The sequence below is a fragment of the Niabella agricola genome (assembly GCF_021538615.1).
Lineage (GTDB): Bacteria > Bacteroidota > Bacteroidia > Chitinophagales > Chitinophagaceae > Niabella > Niabella agricola.
The window spans coordinates 3,253,359-3,270,863 of record NZ_JAJHIZ010000003.1; the positions used below are offsets into that span (position 1 = coordinate 3,253,359).

Consider the following 17,505-nt stretch of genomic DNA (forward strand, 5'->3'; position numbering starts at 1 on the left):
TCTAAACGGGGCATATGGATCTTTCCGTCCGTTAAAAGCAATACCAGGGGTAAACCTGAGCCCGATGTACGGATTTATTTCGTCAGCTGGGTTAAGGTTTTTATTTTTTGATTCAATTGATGTTCCACTACAAGATCGTAGTCTGACTTTGTATCGTTGGTTTTGCTGACTACTACAAACAATTCCAGGAATATTAAAAAGCAAAAGAGCATTAAATAAAACACCAGCGCTACTGGCCGTTCTTTTAATATCTCGATGACGGCATTGAGCTCCTCCAGGAAACCCTGTTTGGATTTTAGTTCCTTCCTTAATGAACCTTCTGCTTCCATTTTTCTTCGGGTATAATCCTCTTTCTGGTTCCGGAGTATATCCAGGTTTTTTTCGTTAATTTCTGTTTCCTTTATTTTTGGATTGGGAATATGGGTCGTTGATACGGTTGTTTGAGACCGGGCCGTAATGCTTCCATTGCCTTGCGGAACGGGCACCTTGGTAGTGGTTTTGGACGTGATGACTATCGTTGGTTTTTTTGCTACTTCTTCGTGCAGCGCCAGGGTTTTTCTATCCAGGGAATCGATTTCAGTCTGAAGTTCCTGAAGCTTTTTGTCAATGATCGTTAAGCGTTCGGGCAATTGTTCGTTTACCTGCCGGTCCACGATCTGGATCATTTTTTTCTCAATATCATCCTTGAAAATGATCTGGTCCAGTATAGAGGATCCCAGAACCGCCATGATCAATGCAATAGCCAGGCGAAACCAGCCCAGCCACTTACTCTTGCCTACAGTGAGAATAATCTGCCGCTCGATCTGAACAATGATCAATACAAAAATAAAAGCAGTCAGCATACAGCCCCACAAAGGGGCGCCTACGTACCGCTCCGCAAAAGAATACCCGATCAATGACCAGAGGATGACCAGGATCAGAATGGCGGATGCATACTTTTTCAGCTGCTTCCTGCTGGCTTCGGTACAAGAGGCCAATATCTGGTAGTTCCATCCTGTTAATAAACAGGCGGTCTTTGTCCACCAATCTTTCATAATGTGTTTTCAATTTTTAAGTTGTGTAAAGAAAGCGACGCCAGTCCCCGCGTGAAACCCACTTCATAAGACTTAAAGATCCCCATCATATACAGTTCGCCCTTATCCAGGTCTTCTTTCATCTTTTTTAATTCCACCACATGTTTTTCATAAGTATTTTGTTTCGATTTGAGCAGTTCCACAATATCGGTTAAGCCGGCCTGTCCGCGGGAATGAATATGAAAGTCAATTTCCCTTAACATATCTTCATATTTTAAAAACACCTGTTTGAACTTTATTTCCAGGTTGCTGCGAACGATGTCCAGGTTTGCATCTTTGTATGATTGGTCAGGGTTGGTTAGCGCGTCATTGTAGGCCTTGTTTTCATAATCTTCTTTCAAAAAGCCATAAATAATGTCGATTGGCAGTTTTGATCCAAACTCAACAGAATAAGTGCTTGTATTTGCTGATGAGGGCTCGGAATTGTCGATAAAATCTTCTTCCCGGATCTCCGGAAGTGTGCTGCTCCCGGCTTCTTCCGGCGTTTCTGCAGGAGCGGAGGTTCGCTTTTTAAATAAGTCAAAAAATCCCATAGCTTAAAACGGTTTAGGTTGAACAGGATGTATTAAATGTATTTTACCGGTACTTTATAGCGATAATGTCCGCGGCTGTGACAGCTCTCACATAAAGTAGTTAACAGGCTGTCCTGGTAATCCCAGGGGTCTGCATGTTTTTGTAAGCGTTTGATAAAGTGATATTGTTTATGGTGTATATGCAGTTTTCCGCCGGTCTTGCCGCAGATCACACATTGATTATTGTCGCGGTGCAAGATCCGTTTGCGCTTTTCAATCCAGCGGGGATCAAAAAGCTTTTCCCCGTAATAAACCTTAGTTTTCATCGGATGGCACCTCCACTTCGTTTTTCTGTTGATAATGATTCACAGTAGCCAACAGCTCTTTCCGGTACCGGTAAATATCGTCCAGCGATTCCAGTAACTTCTTTTCACCGTTATCTTTCCCATTATGAAAAAGCTCCAGGTATTTTTTGGAAAAGTTGAAATGCAGTCTGGCCAGCGGCTTCCGGTTATTATCATCCAACAAAATACCAAAATAAGATTGTGTATCCCTGAAAGCGATCCTGCCGGCGGGTACCACTTCTCTTAAAATGGCTTTGATGATCTGCGAACCTTCTGTTTCCTCCTCAGTGGTAATAAATTTTGGCAGTTCCGGGTTGCCGTCAACCGGGGCCACTTCCGGTTGGTCCGATTTTGACGGGGACTTTTCGTTGATATTTAATGCGCTCTTCAGCCGTGAATTGATAGACTCATTGATCGAGTTAGACAGGGCCCTCCGGGTATATTCCTTAAAACTGGCCAGCCGGGAGGCTGTTAACGGCTTTTCAAAAAAGCGGTTCACCAATAGCTTCACCAATTCATCGGAAGGCTCCTGCAGCTCTTTTTCAAATTCGTTGCGGATGGCCTTAATATATTTCAGGTCCTCCGCCGAGTCAAGAATGTCGGTAAGATTATACCCCTGTTTGGTGAATTTTTCGAGCAGCTTGATACTGGAGTCCTTCAGGTTGGCCAGCTCCAGGGTAAAAAAAGGCTTATCGTCCATAATATTCGGACGCTCCAGGTCCGCATAAAAATTATAGACCAGTCCATTCGTTAGCACACCAAACCGCGACTTGGAAACATGATAATACCGGTGCAGCTGGGAATTATGCGCATCTGCCTTCTCTTTCCAATGCTTGCACTCGATGATCAGCACCGGCTCGCCATCTTTTTTAATAACATAGTCGATCTTTTCGCCTTTCTTAGTCCCGATATCACAAATGAATTCCGGTATGACCTCGGTAGGGTTAAAAATATCGTAACCGATGGCCTGGATAAAGGGCATTACAAAGGCATTTTTTGTAGCTTCTTCGGTATTGATCTGTTCTTTTAATGCATCTACTCGTTGGTGCAGCTGTTCCAGCTTTAGTTTTAAGTCATTCTCCATGTTAAGACAGTTTAAGTGATGTAAGCAATAGGGGAAATCCAGTGCAGTGGATCCCTTTCGCTGCTAAAGTAAGATGCGGGGAGGGGCTTCAATTACGGGAAACCGTAAAGGGCCGGTTTTTTATTTTGACCGGGTCCGGTCTTATCGCCATGAAGCGATAATAATTGCTTAGCGCCGCCGCCATTCCCAGGGGGCGATAGGGGCGGCATCTGCCCACAATCCTCTATGTTGTTGCCGCGCTGCTGCTTCCAATGCCGCATATTCCGGGTCATCCGAATATTTTTTAAAGTGCCAGGCCAGTCCGTTTGTCACCAGTTCTTTGTTCAGGTTTCCGCCGTCTTCCAGGATCACCTCCGCAATCAACCGCCGGTTGCGGTCATATTGTTGATGTTGCAGGAGGATAACGTATTTCCCGAAGCACCGGTCGGAAACGAATTGTTTGGCGCGGTTTCCAAAGGGTTGCCGCTTTTCCGGGCAGTCGATATGGGCAAGGCGTACGGTCTGTTCGCTGCCATCCATCATCAATACAATAGTGTCGCCGTCTTTGACCCGGGTTACTTTATAAGCAGGATCCTGCAGCCTGCTGTTATAAGCGTTGCCGGGTGAACTGCTGCATCCCGTTAAAAGCAAACATAAAAAAAGTATGGGCCGGCGCATTGTGGAGTCAGGTATGGAGGGTGATATATAATCATCTGCCAACGCAGGGTATTCGTAACCGGAATACTGCGCTCATTCCTGTTTTAGTGGAAGAATATGCTTTTGATAGATATGTTCTGTCAAAGGGTTTAAGGCTCGTTCGGTGTAAACCGGATGGTCGCCCTTTCTTGTATAAAACTCAATATCGCCATTGAGCCGGATATAGGATACCCGGTTGATATCGGCTTCGGTGAGGGTATCCGGCCGGGTTATTTTTTTAAAATGAAAAAGCTTTTCCGTATCCAGCGGAATCACCAGGGAACCGTATACTTTTTGATTACAGGGGATGGACTGGTAGTGATCGCCGGTCCAGTACATGCATGCTGGTTCATCTGGCTTTCCCATGATATATTGATAGAAAATAACGGCCATTAATGCCAATGCCATGATCCCCACGGGTATGGTGATAGGGTTAAAATGAAATTCCGGTTTTTGGGAAACCTGCATCTTTGCAGAAAACGGGGTTGTCCCTTCATTATGGTTGATGGGGTTATCCGGTATGCTGGTGCCGGATGCTGCAGCGGTGTTTTTTTCACCGGTTTCCCCAGGGGATGATGTTGATGGTCCCTCGGGATCGACAGTCGCTGTTTCGTCAGTACGGCTGATAGCCGGCTCCACGGCGTCTTTCATTAGATGATTGGCATGCTCTTTTTTCCAACGATCAAAGGGCCTGGGTTTAAAATCGATCAGCCAGGCCAGCAGCTCGATGTTTTTATGATTGGTTTCAATTGCCGGGTTATTTAGCAATTTGATCAACTGCTTAAACTTACTGATGTCAAAGTTTTCAATAATATGCTGGTATGTTTTTGGCTCGACCGGTGCTCCAAAAAAAGTCCGCAACGTTTGCTCATCGTTTCGCTCCCATCTTTCCGTGCAAACGATCAAACATTCGTCTCTTAGTGGAGCGGGCTTAGGCATGCTAAGATTTAGCGGCAACTCGCCGGAGGCCTTTTTTTGCTCATAATACTGCAGTATCTGGTCGATGTAGTCCTTATAATACATATCGCAAAGATTGTAAACCAGCCGTCAGGGAGTTTACGGAAATCCGTAAAGCCTTGGAGGGCGTATGATACGCATTGCTTTCCCGCTATCATTGATGTTTGATAAATGTGAAAGGGCTACGGAAACCCGTATTACGGGCATGCATGGACCCTTTATTTTTGAATCGGAAAAATTTATGTTCAACAGATACTAATTGCAATACCTGAATGATCAAAAAAGTATTGATAGCAGAAGACCATGAAAGCGTTAGCATTTCCATCCAGAAAACCCTGGAAGCGCTTCATATGGATCAGATCGACCATGTTTATTATTGCGATGATGCGTTGATGAAGATTCAAGAGGCCAGGCAACAGCACCATTCGTATGATATCCTGATTACGGATCTTTATTTTGAAAAGGATCACCGCGATCAGCAAATCGACAACGGAGCTACCCTTATTGCCGCAGCCCGGAAGGCACAGCCGGATCTGAAAGTGCTGGTGTTTTCGGCAGAAAGCAAGGCCGCCATTATTGAAACGCTGTTTGATCAGTTGGAAATTGACGGGTATGTCCGCAAGGCCCGCGGAGATGCCCGGGAGCTCAAAAAGGCACTGGAACATATAAAAGCAGGACAGCGGTATTATCCCCGGCACCTGCTGCAGCAGGTAAAGCAGGTAAATCATTATGCTTTTACACCTTTGGATATTACCATTATAGCACTTATGACCCAGGGAAAACGCCAGCAGGAAATAGCGGATCATTTAAAAAAAAGCAAGATACAACCCTCCAGTTTAAGCAGCATTGAAAAGCGGCTCACCCTCATGAAGGATGCGCTCAACTTTTCCACCAACGAACAGTTAATTGCCTACTGTGTAAAGCTGGGCGTTGTCTGAGTGCGGGTATTCATCCTGGTGCCGGAACTATACTGCCGCGGATTTATCAATTATTAGGCGGTACTTTGCGGTATGAAATGGATTACCCGGGAACGGCCCAAGGTGGACCGCATAGCCTGTCCCTGGCTTATAAAGCGGTTTATTGATCCCGATGCGGAGATCATCTATGTACCCTTTGATGAAGTGCTGGAACGGGCTGCCGTACTGGATGCCATCCCTTTTGATATACCCGGGGTTGAGTATACCCATTACGAGGATAAGTGCACGTTTGATTATTTTTTACAAAAACACCAGTTAAAGGATCCGGCTTTGGCGGCGATGGCAGCCATCGTGCGGGGGGCGGATACGGACCGGCATGATCTGGCCAGCCAGGCCGCCGGGTTATGGGCCATATCTGCCGGGCTCAATCATAATATTGATGACGACCAGCAATTGCTGGAAGCCGGTATGGTGCTCTATGATGCGCTGTACAGCTGGGCAAAATTTCTGCAAAAGGAAAAGCATACGCAAATGCCCGTGGAGCGCCTGCTGATCGATGTATATAATAAGTTTATCCGGCAGCAATCTTCCCCAAAAAAAACACCACAATGGGTGGCGGAATTAAAGGAGATCATCCAGGACCAGATCGACACCAACCTGACCCTGAACAACATCTCAAAATCGCTGGACATTAACCCATCCTACCTGTCGCGGGAGTTTTCCAGGCACTTCGATAACCAGAGCTTTGGCGATTATATACGCAAAATGCGCATCGACAAAGCCATCGAACTGATGGGCGATGCCCGGTATTCACTTACCGAGATCGCCTATCTTACAGGCTTTTCCGATCAAAGCCATTTTACCCGCATCTTTAAAAAGTACACCGGCGAAAGTCCTTCGGGGTACCGGAAAAAACAGACAAAAGGTAATGAATCTACCAAACCGTAAATCCTGTTCTATTTTTTATCCGCGTTTTTAAAGACTCTTGCATACTAAAGCAATGGGTGCATGTGGTATTTTTTAAATCGTAAAAACAGTACAAAAGTGATTACCGGCATCCTCAGGTCAGCCGTTTTCATTTGCACTACCTGGAGCGCTGCCCAGGTGTGCGCGCAAACCGACGCTAAGGTCAGGGGTTATGTAGGCATCCTGCATCCCCTGGTAACGTACAGCAAAAATGCTGTGCCTCATTATAATTTTGACGGGGCTTATACGGTAGGGTTGCCTGCAGGTATCAACTTGTGGAAGTCGGAAAATATCGGGTTTTCTATGGAGTTTGTACCGTTGGTGCGCGTAGTCAATGGTACAAGCAAGATGAACAATTTTTTATTTCACCCCGGTGCGCTGTTTGCTTTGGGCAACGGTTTTACCCTGGCTACCCGGGCTGCTTTTGAAACCTCCGGCCGTTACGGGTTTACACCGGTGCTGAACAAGGTGGTACGGAAAAACAAGGGCAGCAGTTATTTTGTAGCAGTACCGGTTCCTGCCCGTTTTGGCAATGATCAGCCGGCCTCCCTGTCGGTTGCATTTCAGTTTGGAGTAGCCTTTTAACTACCGGTAATGGTTTCACCTGTTAAGGTTTTTGTATGGAAGCAAGCTATCAATTAAAACAGCTGGTATTTTATTTTTTAAAGCTGGGCGCTATTGGCTTTGGCGGACCGGTGGCCCTGGTAGGGTATATGCATCGCGACCTGGTGGAGAACCGCAAGTGGATTGATGAAGAGGCTTACCGGGAAGGGGTAGCGCTGGCGCAGCTCGCGCCCGGTCCGCTGGCCGCACAGCTGGCTATTTATCTGGGCTATGTGCATTACCGGGTTTGCGGTGCCACGCTGGTAGGATTGGCCTTTGTATTGCCCTCGTTCCTGATGGTGGTAGCGCTGGGCTATGCTTATATGGCGGCCGGAGGCCTGCCCTGGATGCAGGCTTTATTCTATGGCATTGGAGCCGCCGTTATCGGAATCATTGCTGTAAGCGGTTATAAGCTGTCCAAAAAAAGCCTGGGAAAGAGTCCGTTATTATGGGGTATTGCCGGGATATTAGCTGCATCAACCTTTATCAGTGAAAAGGAAAATATTTGGCTGATACTGGCTGGCGGTGCCCTGGTTTGGCTTTGGAAAGCACCGCCGCGGTTTTTAAAACCCTTATCTTTTTTCCCGGCAATCCTGTTCCTGTTTTCCGGCGTTTCGTCCAATGAAAAGCTATCCCAGTTGGCCGGGTATTTTTTTAAGGCAGGAGCCTTTGTGTTTGGGAGTGGCCTGGCCATTGTTCCTTTTTTGTATGGGGGTGTGGTAATGGAATACCATTGGCTCAGCGAGCAGCAGTTCCTGGATGCAGTAGCGGTGGCCATGATCACGCCCGGCCCTGTGGTTATTACAGTAGGCTTTATCGGTTATCTGGTGGCGGGTTTCCCCGGTGCCTGTGTGGCGGCGCTGGCCACCTTCCTGCCCTGTTATCTTTTTACCATCCTGCCCGCGCCCTATTTTAAAAAGTACGGGAAACACCCGGCCATTAAGGCCTGGGTAGACGGGCTTACGGCTGCGGCCATCGGTGCCATTATAGGGGCGGTGCTTGTTTTAGCTAAAAGACAGCTTACGGATGTTACCGCCGTTGGTATTGCTGCAATAACGGTACTATTATTGCTGCGGTTTAAAAAAATAACAGAACCGCTCATCATTGCTGCTGCTGCCATTGCAGGGCTGCTTATAAAAAGTCTTTAAAATCCCATCATATGAAAACGTATTTTCTCTTCCTGGCCATTGCCATTTTAAGCTGTAATCAACCCCCTGCTGCTGATAAAGATGGCAGGAAGGATACGGATAGTACAACTGTCCGCTGCGACCCGGGTACCAGTAAACTGGACATTGCAAAAATAGAAACGATCACCGGCATGAAGGGTACAGAGAAGAACGGGGAGTATAAAATTACCGTACCTCAGAATGATCTGAGGGTGATGGTAGACGGCTTCCGCATCACCCCGCCCATGGGTTTGGGCAGTTGGGCCGCTTTTACACCCTGCGGGGATAGTGCCATGGTGATGGGGGATATTATTGTAACCGGAACCGATCTGGGGCCGGTACAGCAGGAAGTGATCCGGCAGGGCTTTTCTATTACGGCTATTCACAATCACTTTGTACGCAACCAGCCGGCTGTGATGTATATGCATATCGACCGGTCGGCCGACGTAGCCACACTTGCTGCCGGAGTTAGAGCCATCTTTGCCAGGGTAGCCAAAACGCGGGGTGCGGATCCAAAGGCAGCACCGGCTGATAGCGTGACCAATACCATACCCCTCGCCGCGCTGGACAGCATCATTGGTCACAAGGGAGAAATGAATAAAGGCGTTTACAAATACACCATTGGCCGGCCGGATGTATCCCTTACCGAGCATGGTATTTCCGTAAGCAGCTTTATGGGTTTTAATACCTGGGCGGCCTGGCAGGGCACACTGGAAAAAGCAGCTGTTGCGGGCGATTTTACAATGCTCGAAAACGAGGTAACCCCGGTTATAAAAGCATTGGTCGAAAACGGCATTGAAGTAGTGGCGGTGCACAACCACATGGTGCACGAAACACCAAAAGTATTCTTCCTGCATTATTGGGGCACCGGCAATGCCCTGCAGCTGGCCCGAGGGCTTAAAGCAGCGCTGGATAAAACAGGCACCCGTTAACCATAAAGGAATGAAGGAGATTGATGTATAACACCGGGGGAATAAGTCCCTGAACGGTTACACACTCATTCGTCATCCCGACTGAGTCCGCAGGGCGAATGGAAGGATCTGGTTCCACGCTGATGAGATGCCTCCGCTGCGGTGGGCATGACGGCACAAAGGGAGTATGTATGGTATCCGGACCACAGTCGCAAACACAACACACCCATTCGTCATCCCGACTGAGTCCGCAGGGCGAATGGAGGGATCTGGTTCCACACTGATGAGATGCCTCCGCTGCGGTGGGCATGACGGCACAAAGGGAATAGGTGTTGTATCCGGACCACGGTCACAAAAACACACTCATTCGTCAACCCGACTGAGTCCGCAGGGCGAATGGAGGGATCTGGTTCCACACTGATGAGATGCCTCCGCTGCGGTGGGCATGACGGCACAAAGGGAGTATGTATTGTATCCGGACCACGGTCACAAAAACACACTCATTCGTCAACCCGACTGAGTCCGCAGGGCGAATGGAGGGATCTGGTTCCACGCTGATGAGATGCCTCCGCTGCGGTCGGCATGACGGCACAAAGGGAGTGTATGGTATCCGGATCACAGTCGCAAGCACAACACACCCATCCGTCATCCCGACTGAGTCCGCAGGGCGAATGGAGGGATCTGGTTCCACGTTGATGAGATGCCTCCACTGCGGTCGGCATGACGGAACAAAGTGCATATATATTAAAGCAGATTACAGTTGCAATGACAACACCTTCTTCCGTCATCCCGACCGAATCCGTCGTGGCGGATAAGTGGAGGGATCTGGTTCCACACTGATGAGATGCCTCCGCTGCGGTGGGCATGACGGCACAAAGGGAATAGGTATTGTATCCGGACCACGGTCACAAAAACACACTCATTCGTCAACCCGACTGAGTCCGCAGGGCGAATGGAGAGATCTGGTTCCACACTGATGAGATGCCTCCGCTGCGGTGGGCATGACGGAACAAAGGGAACAGACATTGGAGCGGAATCCTGGTTGTAAAGCCAACACACGCTTTCGTCATCCCGACTGAGTCCGCAGGGCGAATGGAGGGATCTGGTTCCACACTGATAAGATGCCTCCGCTGCGGTCGGCATGACGGGACAAAGAGAGGATGTATTGTATCCGGATCACGGCCTTCCAACCCGCCGGCCTGATTCCCATGATTTCTGTAACTGCTTCCGAACGTTAATCAATTAGCGATACCGGATTGTGTATAAGAGTCGCCTTATCTGTTATTCACCGGTTTTTTTACCACGGTCGCCGGTTTGGTGCACAAAAAATGGACTTGCCGTTCCTTTTCTATTTATCTTTATCATCAAGATAATTAATAATAAAGATATATGGAACCGTCAGCAACAGAAAATTTAAGCGATTTAGGAAGAGCGATCTCCGATGCAACCATCCTCATGCATGAGGCCATCGCGCGCAGCGCCGGTCTTACCGGTGTGGATCATAAATACCTCAGCCTGATCCTGCGGCAGGGGCCGCTTACGGCGGGGGAGTTGTCCAGCCTCACCGGGCTTACTACCGGGGCTGTAACCGCCATGATCGACCGGCTGGAGGAACGGAAGCTGGTAAGCCGCCAGCTGGACAAAACCGACCGGCGGAAGGTATTGATCGTTGCCAACAAAGCAAAGGCAAAAAAACTATTCGAACCGTCCAACACCCGGTTGAAAGCGGAAGTAGAAAAACTGGTTTCCACCTACAGCAAGAAGGAGATAGCGTTAATCGCGGGCTATCTCCGTGCGTCGATCAATATCATGCAGACCTTTACCCACGAACTGAATAAAAAAAATAAATAACATTCACATTTTTTAAAACCACGATTATGAGTAACGTGAATATGGAATACTTATCAAGAGCCGAGGGTTGGTTATTTGTAACCACCCTGGCCTATTTTTTACTAAACGGCGCACAGCTTTTTGAAACGGCGGTACTGGTTCCTAAATGGACGGCCGCCCCGCCTGAATCCTTCCGGTACTTTAAGGCTCCGTATGGCGCCGATCTTAAAACCTTTTGGATCATCGCTCATTCCATACATGAAATAACCTTTATCCTGGCTATGGTTTTCTGCTGGAAAATAGAGCCTGTAAGGAACGGGCTCCTGGTGTTGTTTGCTTTACATGTGGCCATGCGGGTATGGACCCTTGCTTATTTTGCCCCCAACATCATCGAGTTCCAGGCCATAGCAAACGGCAAATCTTTTACTACAGACTTATTAAGCCGCGCAAAGCAATGGCGGAACCTGAACTATATCCGGGTAGGCATTTTTATGGCGATTTCTATTGGGCTGGTTCCTTTGTTGGTAAAGCTCACCGGTTTAAAGAACGGGTAAGCAGCTTTACGGGCGCGGCCGCAACATCCTTTCGTCATCCCTGCCGTGGTTGGCTTAAAAGTCCGTCATTTCGAGCGCAACGCAGTGAAGCCGAGAAATCCCCGACATATAATTTTCAGATAAAGAAATTTCTTCGTTTCGCTGCGGTCGGCATAACGGCACAAAAGGAGCATGTATGGCATCTGGATCACAGTCACCAGCACAACACACCCATTCGTCATTCCTGCCGTGGTTGGCTTAAAAGTCCGTCATTTCGAGCGCAACGCAGTGAAGCCGAGAAATCTCCAATATATAATTTTCAGATAATGAGATTTCTTCGTTTCGTGCGGTGGGCATAACGGCACAAAGGGAGCATGTATGATATCCGGATCAAGGTCAAAAGACAACACACCCATTCGTCATTCCTGCCGTGGTTGGCTTAAAAGTCCGTCATTTCGAGCGCAACGCAGTGAAGCCGAGAAATCTCCAATATATAATTTTCAGATAATGAGATTTCTTCGTTTCGTGCGGTGGGCATAACGGCACAAAGGGAGCATGTATGATATCCGGATCAAGGTCAAAAGACAACACACCCATTCGTCATTCCTGCCGTGGTTGGCTTAAAAGTCCGTCATTTCGAGCGCAACGCAGTGAAGCCGAGAAATCTCCAATATATAATTTTCAGGTAATGAAATTTCTTCGTTTCGCTGCGGTGGGCATGACGGCACAAAGGGAGTATGTATGGTCCGGATCAAGGTCAAAACACAACACACCCATTCGTCATCCCGACCAAGCCCGCCAAAAAGCGGGCGCGTGGAGGGATCTGCCCATATCCGCCAGAACCTTTTCCTACACGCATGTTCTGAATAAATCCTTTTCTTTGCGGCCTATGCATCTATCAAAGGCTTTTTTCATAGGCGATCAGAACCTGGAAATCTGTATGCCGCCGCCGGATGTCATTCAGCAGGCATACCAGCACCATAAAAGCGCCGCCTATTGGGCGCAGGTATGGCCCGCGGCCATTGGCCTTTGTATGTTCTTACAACAGCATAAAGAATACGTTGCGGATCAAAAGGTGCTGGAACTGGCCGCCGGCCTGGGCCTGCCGGGGTTATACGCAGCCTCCTTGGCCAAACAGGTAACCATCAGCGATAAGGAGGCGCTGGCATCGGATTATGTAAAACAATCGGCGGAACAATTACAGCTGCACAATGTAATCGCCAACCCCTTAGACTGGAAAGATGCGGTTACGCAGCCGTTACCGGATGTAGTGCTGCTCAGCGATGTAAACTATGAGCCGGAAGTATTTGCGGAGCTCAAAAAGGTCATTGATCACTTCCTGCAGCATCATATTCCAGTCATCATTAGCACGCCCCAGCGGCTGGTGGCAAAACCCTTCGTCATCACATTGCTGCCATTTGTTGTGCAGCAATGGAACGGTACGGTAACGCTTAATGATACCGAGACAGATGTAAGTGTTTTTGCGCTTAAGGGAGCGTACATGCATTGATATAGCAGGGGACTTTGCAGCACCAGCTACAACGCTGCCTACTTCCTTTTTCGGGTATGCTTTAATAGCTGCTTCGCATCGCCATCCAGTTTCCGTTTCAGCTTTGCAATGCCTTCCGCCGGGGGCAAGGTTTCCGGTTTTATGCCCCGTTCCCCCAACATGTCCCTTACGGCTTTGTTATTATCAACGTGTTCTTTGGATATTTGCTGATTGCCTTGCAGGTCTTTCTCCATTACGTTATGACTGGTAAGTTCCGTAGCAAAATCCTTCGCTTTAATGGTAAGCGTCGGTAAAAAGTCAGCCAGGGCACGTGTGGCTGGTATCCCCAGCTTTTTCTTCATATGAGCCGTGGTAAAGCCGCCAAACAGGGCTTGATCGCCTTTAGAGCGGATCACCGCAAAACTAGGCTCATCCACACCGCGCTCATAAAGAATGCCGGAAAGTTTCTTCTCCGATTTGGTTAGCTTTTCCCGGGCCGATACCCTTGCCACTTCCAGCAGGCGCTGTTCAATCATCTCCTGCTTGCGGGTTTGCACGGCAAAATACGTTTGTGCAAAAGCAATGGCCGGTTTGGCGGGATCGCCGTTTTGCGCCACCAGGTAGCAGGCATAGCGGGTAAGGGCAATATCTTCCACCCTCCGTTGTGCACCACTTCCCAATGTTACCATTTTGTTGAGGCTAACAAAATGGTCTGAGATAAGCTCGCCGGCGGCATTACAAGCCTCTTTTGCTTTATCAAGCACTTTTAAAAAATTTCGCCATTCAGAGTAATTAAAAATCGGTTGTAGTTCCCGGCGCTCCAGCATTCCACGCCCTTTACTTCGCAACAGGCGGCTTCAAATTTTTGTAAGAGTTCGGTGATCAGTTCTTTTTTCATGGTTGCATATTTTTGATAAAGTTAAAGATAATTGTAATGTGATGTTGCGTATTAGTGCAGGTTTGCGATAGATCCCTCATTTAGTATTCTTTACAGGATCACTACTTTTAAAAAATAGTTTTATTTTTATAGAAAATAAATACAACAACCCGATTGAAAAAACAATATGCTAAAACGCTTGCTGCTTGTTATCATCACTACTGTGTCGATCTGTACCATCCAGGCTCAAACAGGGAAATCGAAGTACCGGATACTTGTTTACGGGTTACCCGATTTTTTGCGTCAAAACGCCGAAGATGTTATTGCAAATAAATGGGGGATCGAGTTTTATCCGGTTGGAGATTGCAGCACACCGCAGGAAATTGCCGACAGCGCGGAAAAACACAATACAGCAATTAAAGCGCTGATCGCCAAAAAATATGGCCGGCAATGGAGCAAGCGGTTTGATGAAGAAGTGGATGCAGAATTTGCCGTTCAACAAAAAATTGCCCCATTAATAGACTCGATAGATTATATTAAAAATAAGCAGGCCGAAATGGAGAAAGAAGGTAATGGATTACATTACTATATGACCCCTATCGCGGGTACCACTAAATATAACGTACAGGTGCAGGGTTGGGGTACATGGAACGGTCAAAGTGAATGGGTTACCTACTACCGTTTTGTAGCCAATCATAAAACGAAAGAGGTTACGCTGATAAGTAATAAAATAGAAAAAGAATAGATATGGCAGTTAAAGACGCCGCGGTTGTGCTATACCGCCCCATTAATCAAACAGAGCTGGATCTGATTGCACAATCCGGCTATAAACAGTTTCCGCCGCGCCTGCCGGATCAGCCCATTTTTTATCCCGTCATGAATGAAGGGTATGCCATCCAGATCACCAAGGACTGGAATGTGCCTGCCTACGGTGTGGGCTATGTAACCCGGTTTGCGGTAGACAGCGCATACCTGCAAAAGTTTGCCGTGCAAAATGTAGGCGATCAGCGGCATGATGAGCTCTGGATCCTGGCAGAAGAACTGGAAGAATTCAATCGCCACATTATTGGTCGTATAGAAGTGACCCATATATTCAAAAATCAATAGCGATGGGCTATGAACTGCACATTACCCGGAAGGAACATTGGGTTGATGAGGATCCGGCATTGAATATCTCTCTGAAGGAATGGACGGAACTGGTCAATAATGACCCTGAAATGCGGATGGATCATGCGGCTACGGCCACCACAAGTGACGACACCATAACGGCATATGCCGAGGGGCTTTCGGTATGGACAGCCTATTCCCGCGATGGCATTATGGGCAACCATGCCTGGTTTGCGTACCATGGCGGCAATATCTGCGTAAAGAACCCGGATGCGGAAATGATTCACAAAATGCAGTCGATAGCAACCTTGCTCGATGCAAAGGTGATGGGAGACGATGGTGAACTGTATATACGGGAGGATAAGCCCGCGGCATCGCGGGAAAAAAGTTGGTGGAAGTTTTGGTGAATGAAACGTAGCGTTAAAAAAATAATGAGTTACTATTCTTTTATACCCGTCGTTTTTCTACTGGTAACATACACCACGGCCACTGGTCAAAACAATGATTTATCCGTAACCCTGGCTCAAAAGGTATTACAGGCAAACAAAACTGGAAAGACATTCAGTTACAACCTCTCAAAGACAAGAGCAGAGGAAAACGTAGCGTATTACCGGTATCTGGGCAAGATAAAGAGCAAACCGGCGCCCTATAAAATACTGACCGTAAAGCGCGTATGGGGCCCCAATCATCATACAACAGGCATGATCCTGCTGTTTGATCAAATGGAGCGATATATTGGAAAGTACATTTTGGGGGATGGGACCGATCTACCCCAAAAAGTAAAAGGCAATGCGTTAATATTCACCAATCAGTTAAAAACGAGTTGTGATCCGGACCTCGTTACTCATATTAGTTTCAGGGACAGCATACCCTCGGAAATTTTCTTAAAATGCAAGGGGAATTACGGAGATCTTTATAAATTTATACAGAACAAGTAGATTACCTACCTAACTATGACCCGCTTTGTATGCTTCTTTTTATTATGCGTTCCCTGTTGCGCCATAGCACAGCAACAGCCCACACCCTTCAGATCTTATGTAAACAATCACGGCGGAATATTTGGGATTGATTATCTTACACTCAGCTCCGATCATTATTATTTTTTTACCGCCTCAACGGAACATGGATGCGTATTGGCAAAGGGTACCTGGCGCATTAAGGGAAATAAATTGTATATGAAAAGCCTGGATAGCCTGCAGGCCTATCCTTTACCCCGGCTGGAATTTATAAAGGGTGATACCGCTGAGTTTGTAACTATTAAAACCTTTGACTATTTTCATAAGCCCTTTAGCGGTCTGGCCTTATGGCCTTTAAGGCGGGGCGATTCAACGCTGAGCGAATTTGACTGGCTTAGCCCCGACTCCTTAAAACAGTTCCGTATTTCAAAAAAAGAATTTACAGGTTTTTGTTTTATATACCAGGTGAGAGGACAGAATATTCCGCTTCCGGATACCAGTGGGTTTTATCAATTTACCAGTGACCTGAAACAAATAAACATCTTTATCAACTGGCCCGAGGCCGGCGCCCTGGACCGCGGTATCGAAATTATTTCCTTCAAAGGTGAGGCTGTCTTTACCATTAAGGAGGATGGCCTTTATAGAGGAAGAAAGCGTATTTATACGCTTCAGAAGAAGTAAGGTAATATAAATTATTCTGATTGTTGCTGGGTAATACAGTTTTGAAAACCGAATTAAGAAATTAAAATAAAACAGCAAAATGAGCTGGGATGTGCTATTGTTTAAAAACAAATTTGACCTGAATGATGAACAGGTCGATCCGGGTATTTTAGGAAACAGGAGCCTGGTGATAAAAAGCCTGGTAGCGCTGATTCCCGGTCTGAATTATGCAGATCCTTCCTGGGGCGTATTAGAAGCGCCGGAATTTTCTATTGAATTTAATACGGGCAATGACGAAGTTGTGAATTCAATAATGCTGCACATCAGGGGCGGTGGCAACCCGCTGGCAGTCATTAAATTGATTTGCGATGAGCTGAAATGGGTGGCATTAGACTGCTCTACAAGTGATTTTATGGATACTGAAAACTTATCTGCCAACTCCTGGCTTGCTTTTCAGGCATATAGAGATCAAATAAGCAGAATAGATACGCATAAAAAGACAATTACAATAAACGGAACAACTATTTCAGACCTGGAAAGTTTCTACACCGAAGTAGACCGGGTATTCACCAAAGACCTCGGGTGGCAAACCGGGCATAACTTAAATGCCTTTAATGATATACTCCGCGGCGGGTTTGGTGTTTATGAATATGAAGAACCGGTAAAGGTATTCTGGACCCATTTTACAGAAAGTAGCAACCGGTTAGGACCGGAGCTTACGGGCATTCTGCTTGAGATCATTGCCCGTCATGATCATATAGCGTTTGAAACGCAGGATTAAAACTTCGCATCCGGAAAAAAATACTAAATTGTTTCTTACAATCAACAGCTATTAATTACACGAT

At 47.0% G+C, this 17,505-nt stretch carries 22 protein-coding genes; 14 read left to right on the forward strand and 8 right to left on the reverse strand.

Annotation, left to right across the window (positions count from 1 at the left end; all coding sequences use genetic code 11):
- Positions 1-74 precede the first annotated feature (74 nt).
- From LL912_RS18940 to LL912_RS18965, 6 genes are all read right to left on the reverse strand, one after another.
- Positions 75-1,034, reverse strand: coding sequence for a DUF4407 domain-containing protein (locus LL912_RS18940; RefSeq protein WP_235555172.1), 960 nt, complete (start codon positions 1,032-1,034; stop codon positions 75-77).
- Positions 1,031-1,606, reverse strand: a complete 576-nt coding sequence (locus LL912_RS18945; protein ID WP_235555173.1) for a hypothetical protein — start codon at positions 1,604-1,606, stop codon at positions 1,031-1,033. The genes LL912_RS18940 and LL912_RS18945 overlap by 4 nt, the downstream gene beginning before the upstream one ends.
- A gap of 32 nt (positions 1,607-1,638) precedes the next feature.
- Positions 1,639-1,911, reverse strand: coding sequence for an HNH endonuclease (locus LL912_RS18950; RefSeq protein WP_235555174.1), 273 nt, complete (start codon positions 1,909-1,911; stop codon positions 1,639-1,641).
- On the reverse strand, positions 1,901-3,013 hold the full coding sequence (locus LL912_RS18955) for a type I restriction endonuclease (RefSeq protein ID WP_235555175.1): 1,113 nt from the start codon (positions 3,011-3,013) through the stop codon (positions 1,901-1,903). Before LL912_RS18955 ends, LL912_RS18950 begins: the two co-directional genes overlap by 11 nt.
- 168 nt (positions 3,014-3,181) lie before the next feature.
- The gene (locus LL912_RS18960; RefSeq protein WP_235555176.1) at positions 3,182-3,643 is read right to left on the reverse strand and encodes a thermonuclease family protein; all 462 of its coding nucleotides are present in this window, start codon (positions 3,641-3,643) and stop codon (positions 3,182-3,184) included.
- Between the two features lie 99 nt (positions 3,644-3,742).
- Positions 3,743-4,711 (reverse strand): hypothetical protein, encoded by a 969-nt coding sequence (locus LL912_RS18965; RefSeq protein WP_235555177.1) that lies wholly within the window; start codon positions 4,709-4,711, stop codon positions 3,743-3,745.
- A 206-nt stretch (positions 4,712-4,917) separates the two neighbouring features.
- Here LL912_RS18965 and LL912_RS18970 point away from each other — a divergent pair, with 206 nt between their 5' ends.
- From LL912_RS18970 to LL912_RS19005, 8 genes are all read left to right on the forward strand, one after another.
- Positions 4,918-5,583, forward strand: a complete 666-nt coding sequence (locus tag LL912_RS18970; RefSeq protein ID WP_235555178.1) for a response regulator — start codon at positions 4,918-4,920, stop codon at positions 5,581-5,583.
- A 72-nt stretch (positions 5,584-5,655) separates the two neighbouring features.
- Positions 5,656-6,510 (forward strand): chromate resistance protein ChrB domain-containing protein, encoded by an 855-nt coding sequence (locus tag LL912_RS18975; RefSeq protein WP_235555179.1) that lies wholly within the window; start codon positions 5,656-5,658, stop codon positions 6,508-6,510.
- A 60-nt stretch (positions 6,511-6,570) separates the two neighbouring features.
- Entirely contained in the window at positions 6,571-7,113 is a 543-nt protein-coding gene (locus tag LL912_RS18980) for a hypothetical protein (protein WP_235555180.1), read from the forward strand.
- A 35-nt stretch (positions 7,114-7,148) separates the two neighbouring features.
- Positions 7,149-8,279, forward strand: coding sequence for a chromate transporter (locus LL912_RS18985; RefSeq protein WP_235555181.1), 1,131 nt, complete (start codon positions 7,149-7,151; stop codon positions 8,277-8,279).
- 11 nt (positions 8,280-8,290) lie between these two features.
- On the forward strand, positions 8,291-9,229 hold the full coding sequence (locus tag LL912_RS18990) for a DUF1259 domain-containing protein (RefSeq protein WP_235555182.1): 939 nt from the start codon (positions 8,291-8,293) through the stop codon (positions 9,227-9,229).
- Between the two features lie 1,368 nt (positions 9,230-10,597).
- Positions 10,598-11,059, forward strand: coding sequence for a MarR family winged helix-turn-helix transcriptional regulator (locus LL912_RS18995; protein ID WP_235555183.1), 462 nt, complete (start codon positions 10,598-10,600; stop codon positions 11,057-11,059).
- A 26-nt stretch (positions 11,060-11,085) separates the two neighbouring features.
- Positions 11,086-11,592: a transposase gene (locus LL912_RS19000; RefSeq protein ID WP_235555184.1), complete on the forward strand. Its 507-nt coding sequence runs from the start codon at positions 11,086-11,088 to the stop codon at positions 11,590-11,592.
- Positions 11,593-12,259: 667 nt separating this feature from the next.
- Positions 12,260-13,081 carry a class I SAM-dependent methyltransferase gene (locus tag LL912_RS19005; RefSeq protein WP_235555185.1) on the forward strand — a complete coding sequence of 274 codons (822 nt, stop codon included), beginning with the start codon at positions 12,260-12,262 and terminating at the stop codon, positions 13,079-13,081.
- 38 nt (positions 13,082-13,119) lie between these two features.
- Here LL912_RS19005 and dinD read toward each other — a convergent pair whose 3' ends face one another.
- Both dinD and LL912_RS26000 read right to left on the reverse strand, forming a co-directional pair.
- Positions 13,120-13,887, reverse strand: coding sequence for a DNA damage-inducible protein D (gene dinD / locus LL912_RS19010; RefSeq protein ID WP_255786017.1), 768 nt, complete (start codon positions 13,885-13,887; stop codon positions 13,120-13,122).
- Positions 13,827-13,958 (reverse strand): hypothetical protein, encoded by a 132-nt coding sequence (locus tag LL912_RS26000; RefSeq protein ID WP_255786055.1) that lies wholly within the window; start codon positions 13,956-13,958, stop codon positions 13,827-13,829. The genes dinD and LL912_RS26000 overlap by 61 nt, the downstream gene beginning before the upstream one ends.
- A gap of 166 nt (positions 13,959-14,124) precedes the next feature.
- Between LL912_RS26000 and LL912_RS19015 the strand changes: the two genes are divergently transcribed.
- The 6 genes from LL912_RS19015 to LL912_RS19040 all read left to right on the forward strand — a co-directional run bounded on the left by LL912_RS19015 (position 14,125) and on the right by LL912_RS19040 (position 17,441).
- Complete coding sequence (locus tag LL912_RS19015) at positions 14,125-14,682, forward strand: FEKKY domain-containing protein (protein ID WP_235555187.1); 558 nt, start codon at positions 14,125-14,127, stop codon at positions 14,680-14,682.
- Positions 14,683-14,684: 2 nt separating this feature from the next.
- Positions 14,685-15,044: an ADP-ribosylation/crystallin J1 gene (locus LL912_RS19020; RefSeq protein ID WP_235555188.1), complete on the forward strand. Its 360-nt coding sequence runs from the start codon at positions 14,685-14,687 to the stop codon at positions 15,042-15,044.
- Positions 15,045-15,046: 2 nt separating this feature from the next.
- Positions 15,047-15,451: a hypothetical protein gene (locus LL912_RS19025; RefSeq protein ID WP_235555189.1), complete on the forward strand. Its 405-nt coding sequence runs from the start codon at positions 15,047-15,049 to the stop codon at positions 15,449-15,451.
- A 24-nt stretch (positions 15,452-15,475) separates the two neighbouring features.
- Complete coding sequence (locus LL912_RS19030; RefSeq protein WP_235555190.1) at positions 15,476-15,982, forward strand: hypothetical protein; 507 nt, start codon at positions 15,476-15,478, stop codon at positions 15,980-15,982.
- 15 nt (positions 15,983-15,997) lie between these two features.
- Positions 15,998-16,681, forward strand: coding sequence for a hypothetical protein (locus LL912_RS19035; protein ID WP_235555191.1), 684 nt, complete (start codon positions 15,998-16,000; stop codon positions 16,679-16,681).
- 79 nt (positions 16,682-16,760) lie between these two features.
- Complete coding sequence (locus LL912_RS19040; protein WP_235555192.1) at positions 16,761-17,441, forward strand: barstar family protein; 681 nt, start codon at positions 16,761-16,763, stop codon at positions 17,439-17,441.
- Positions 17,442-17,505: the final 64 nt, after the last annotated feature.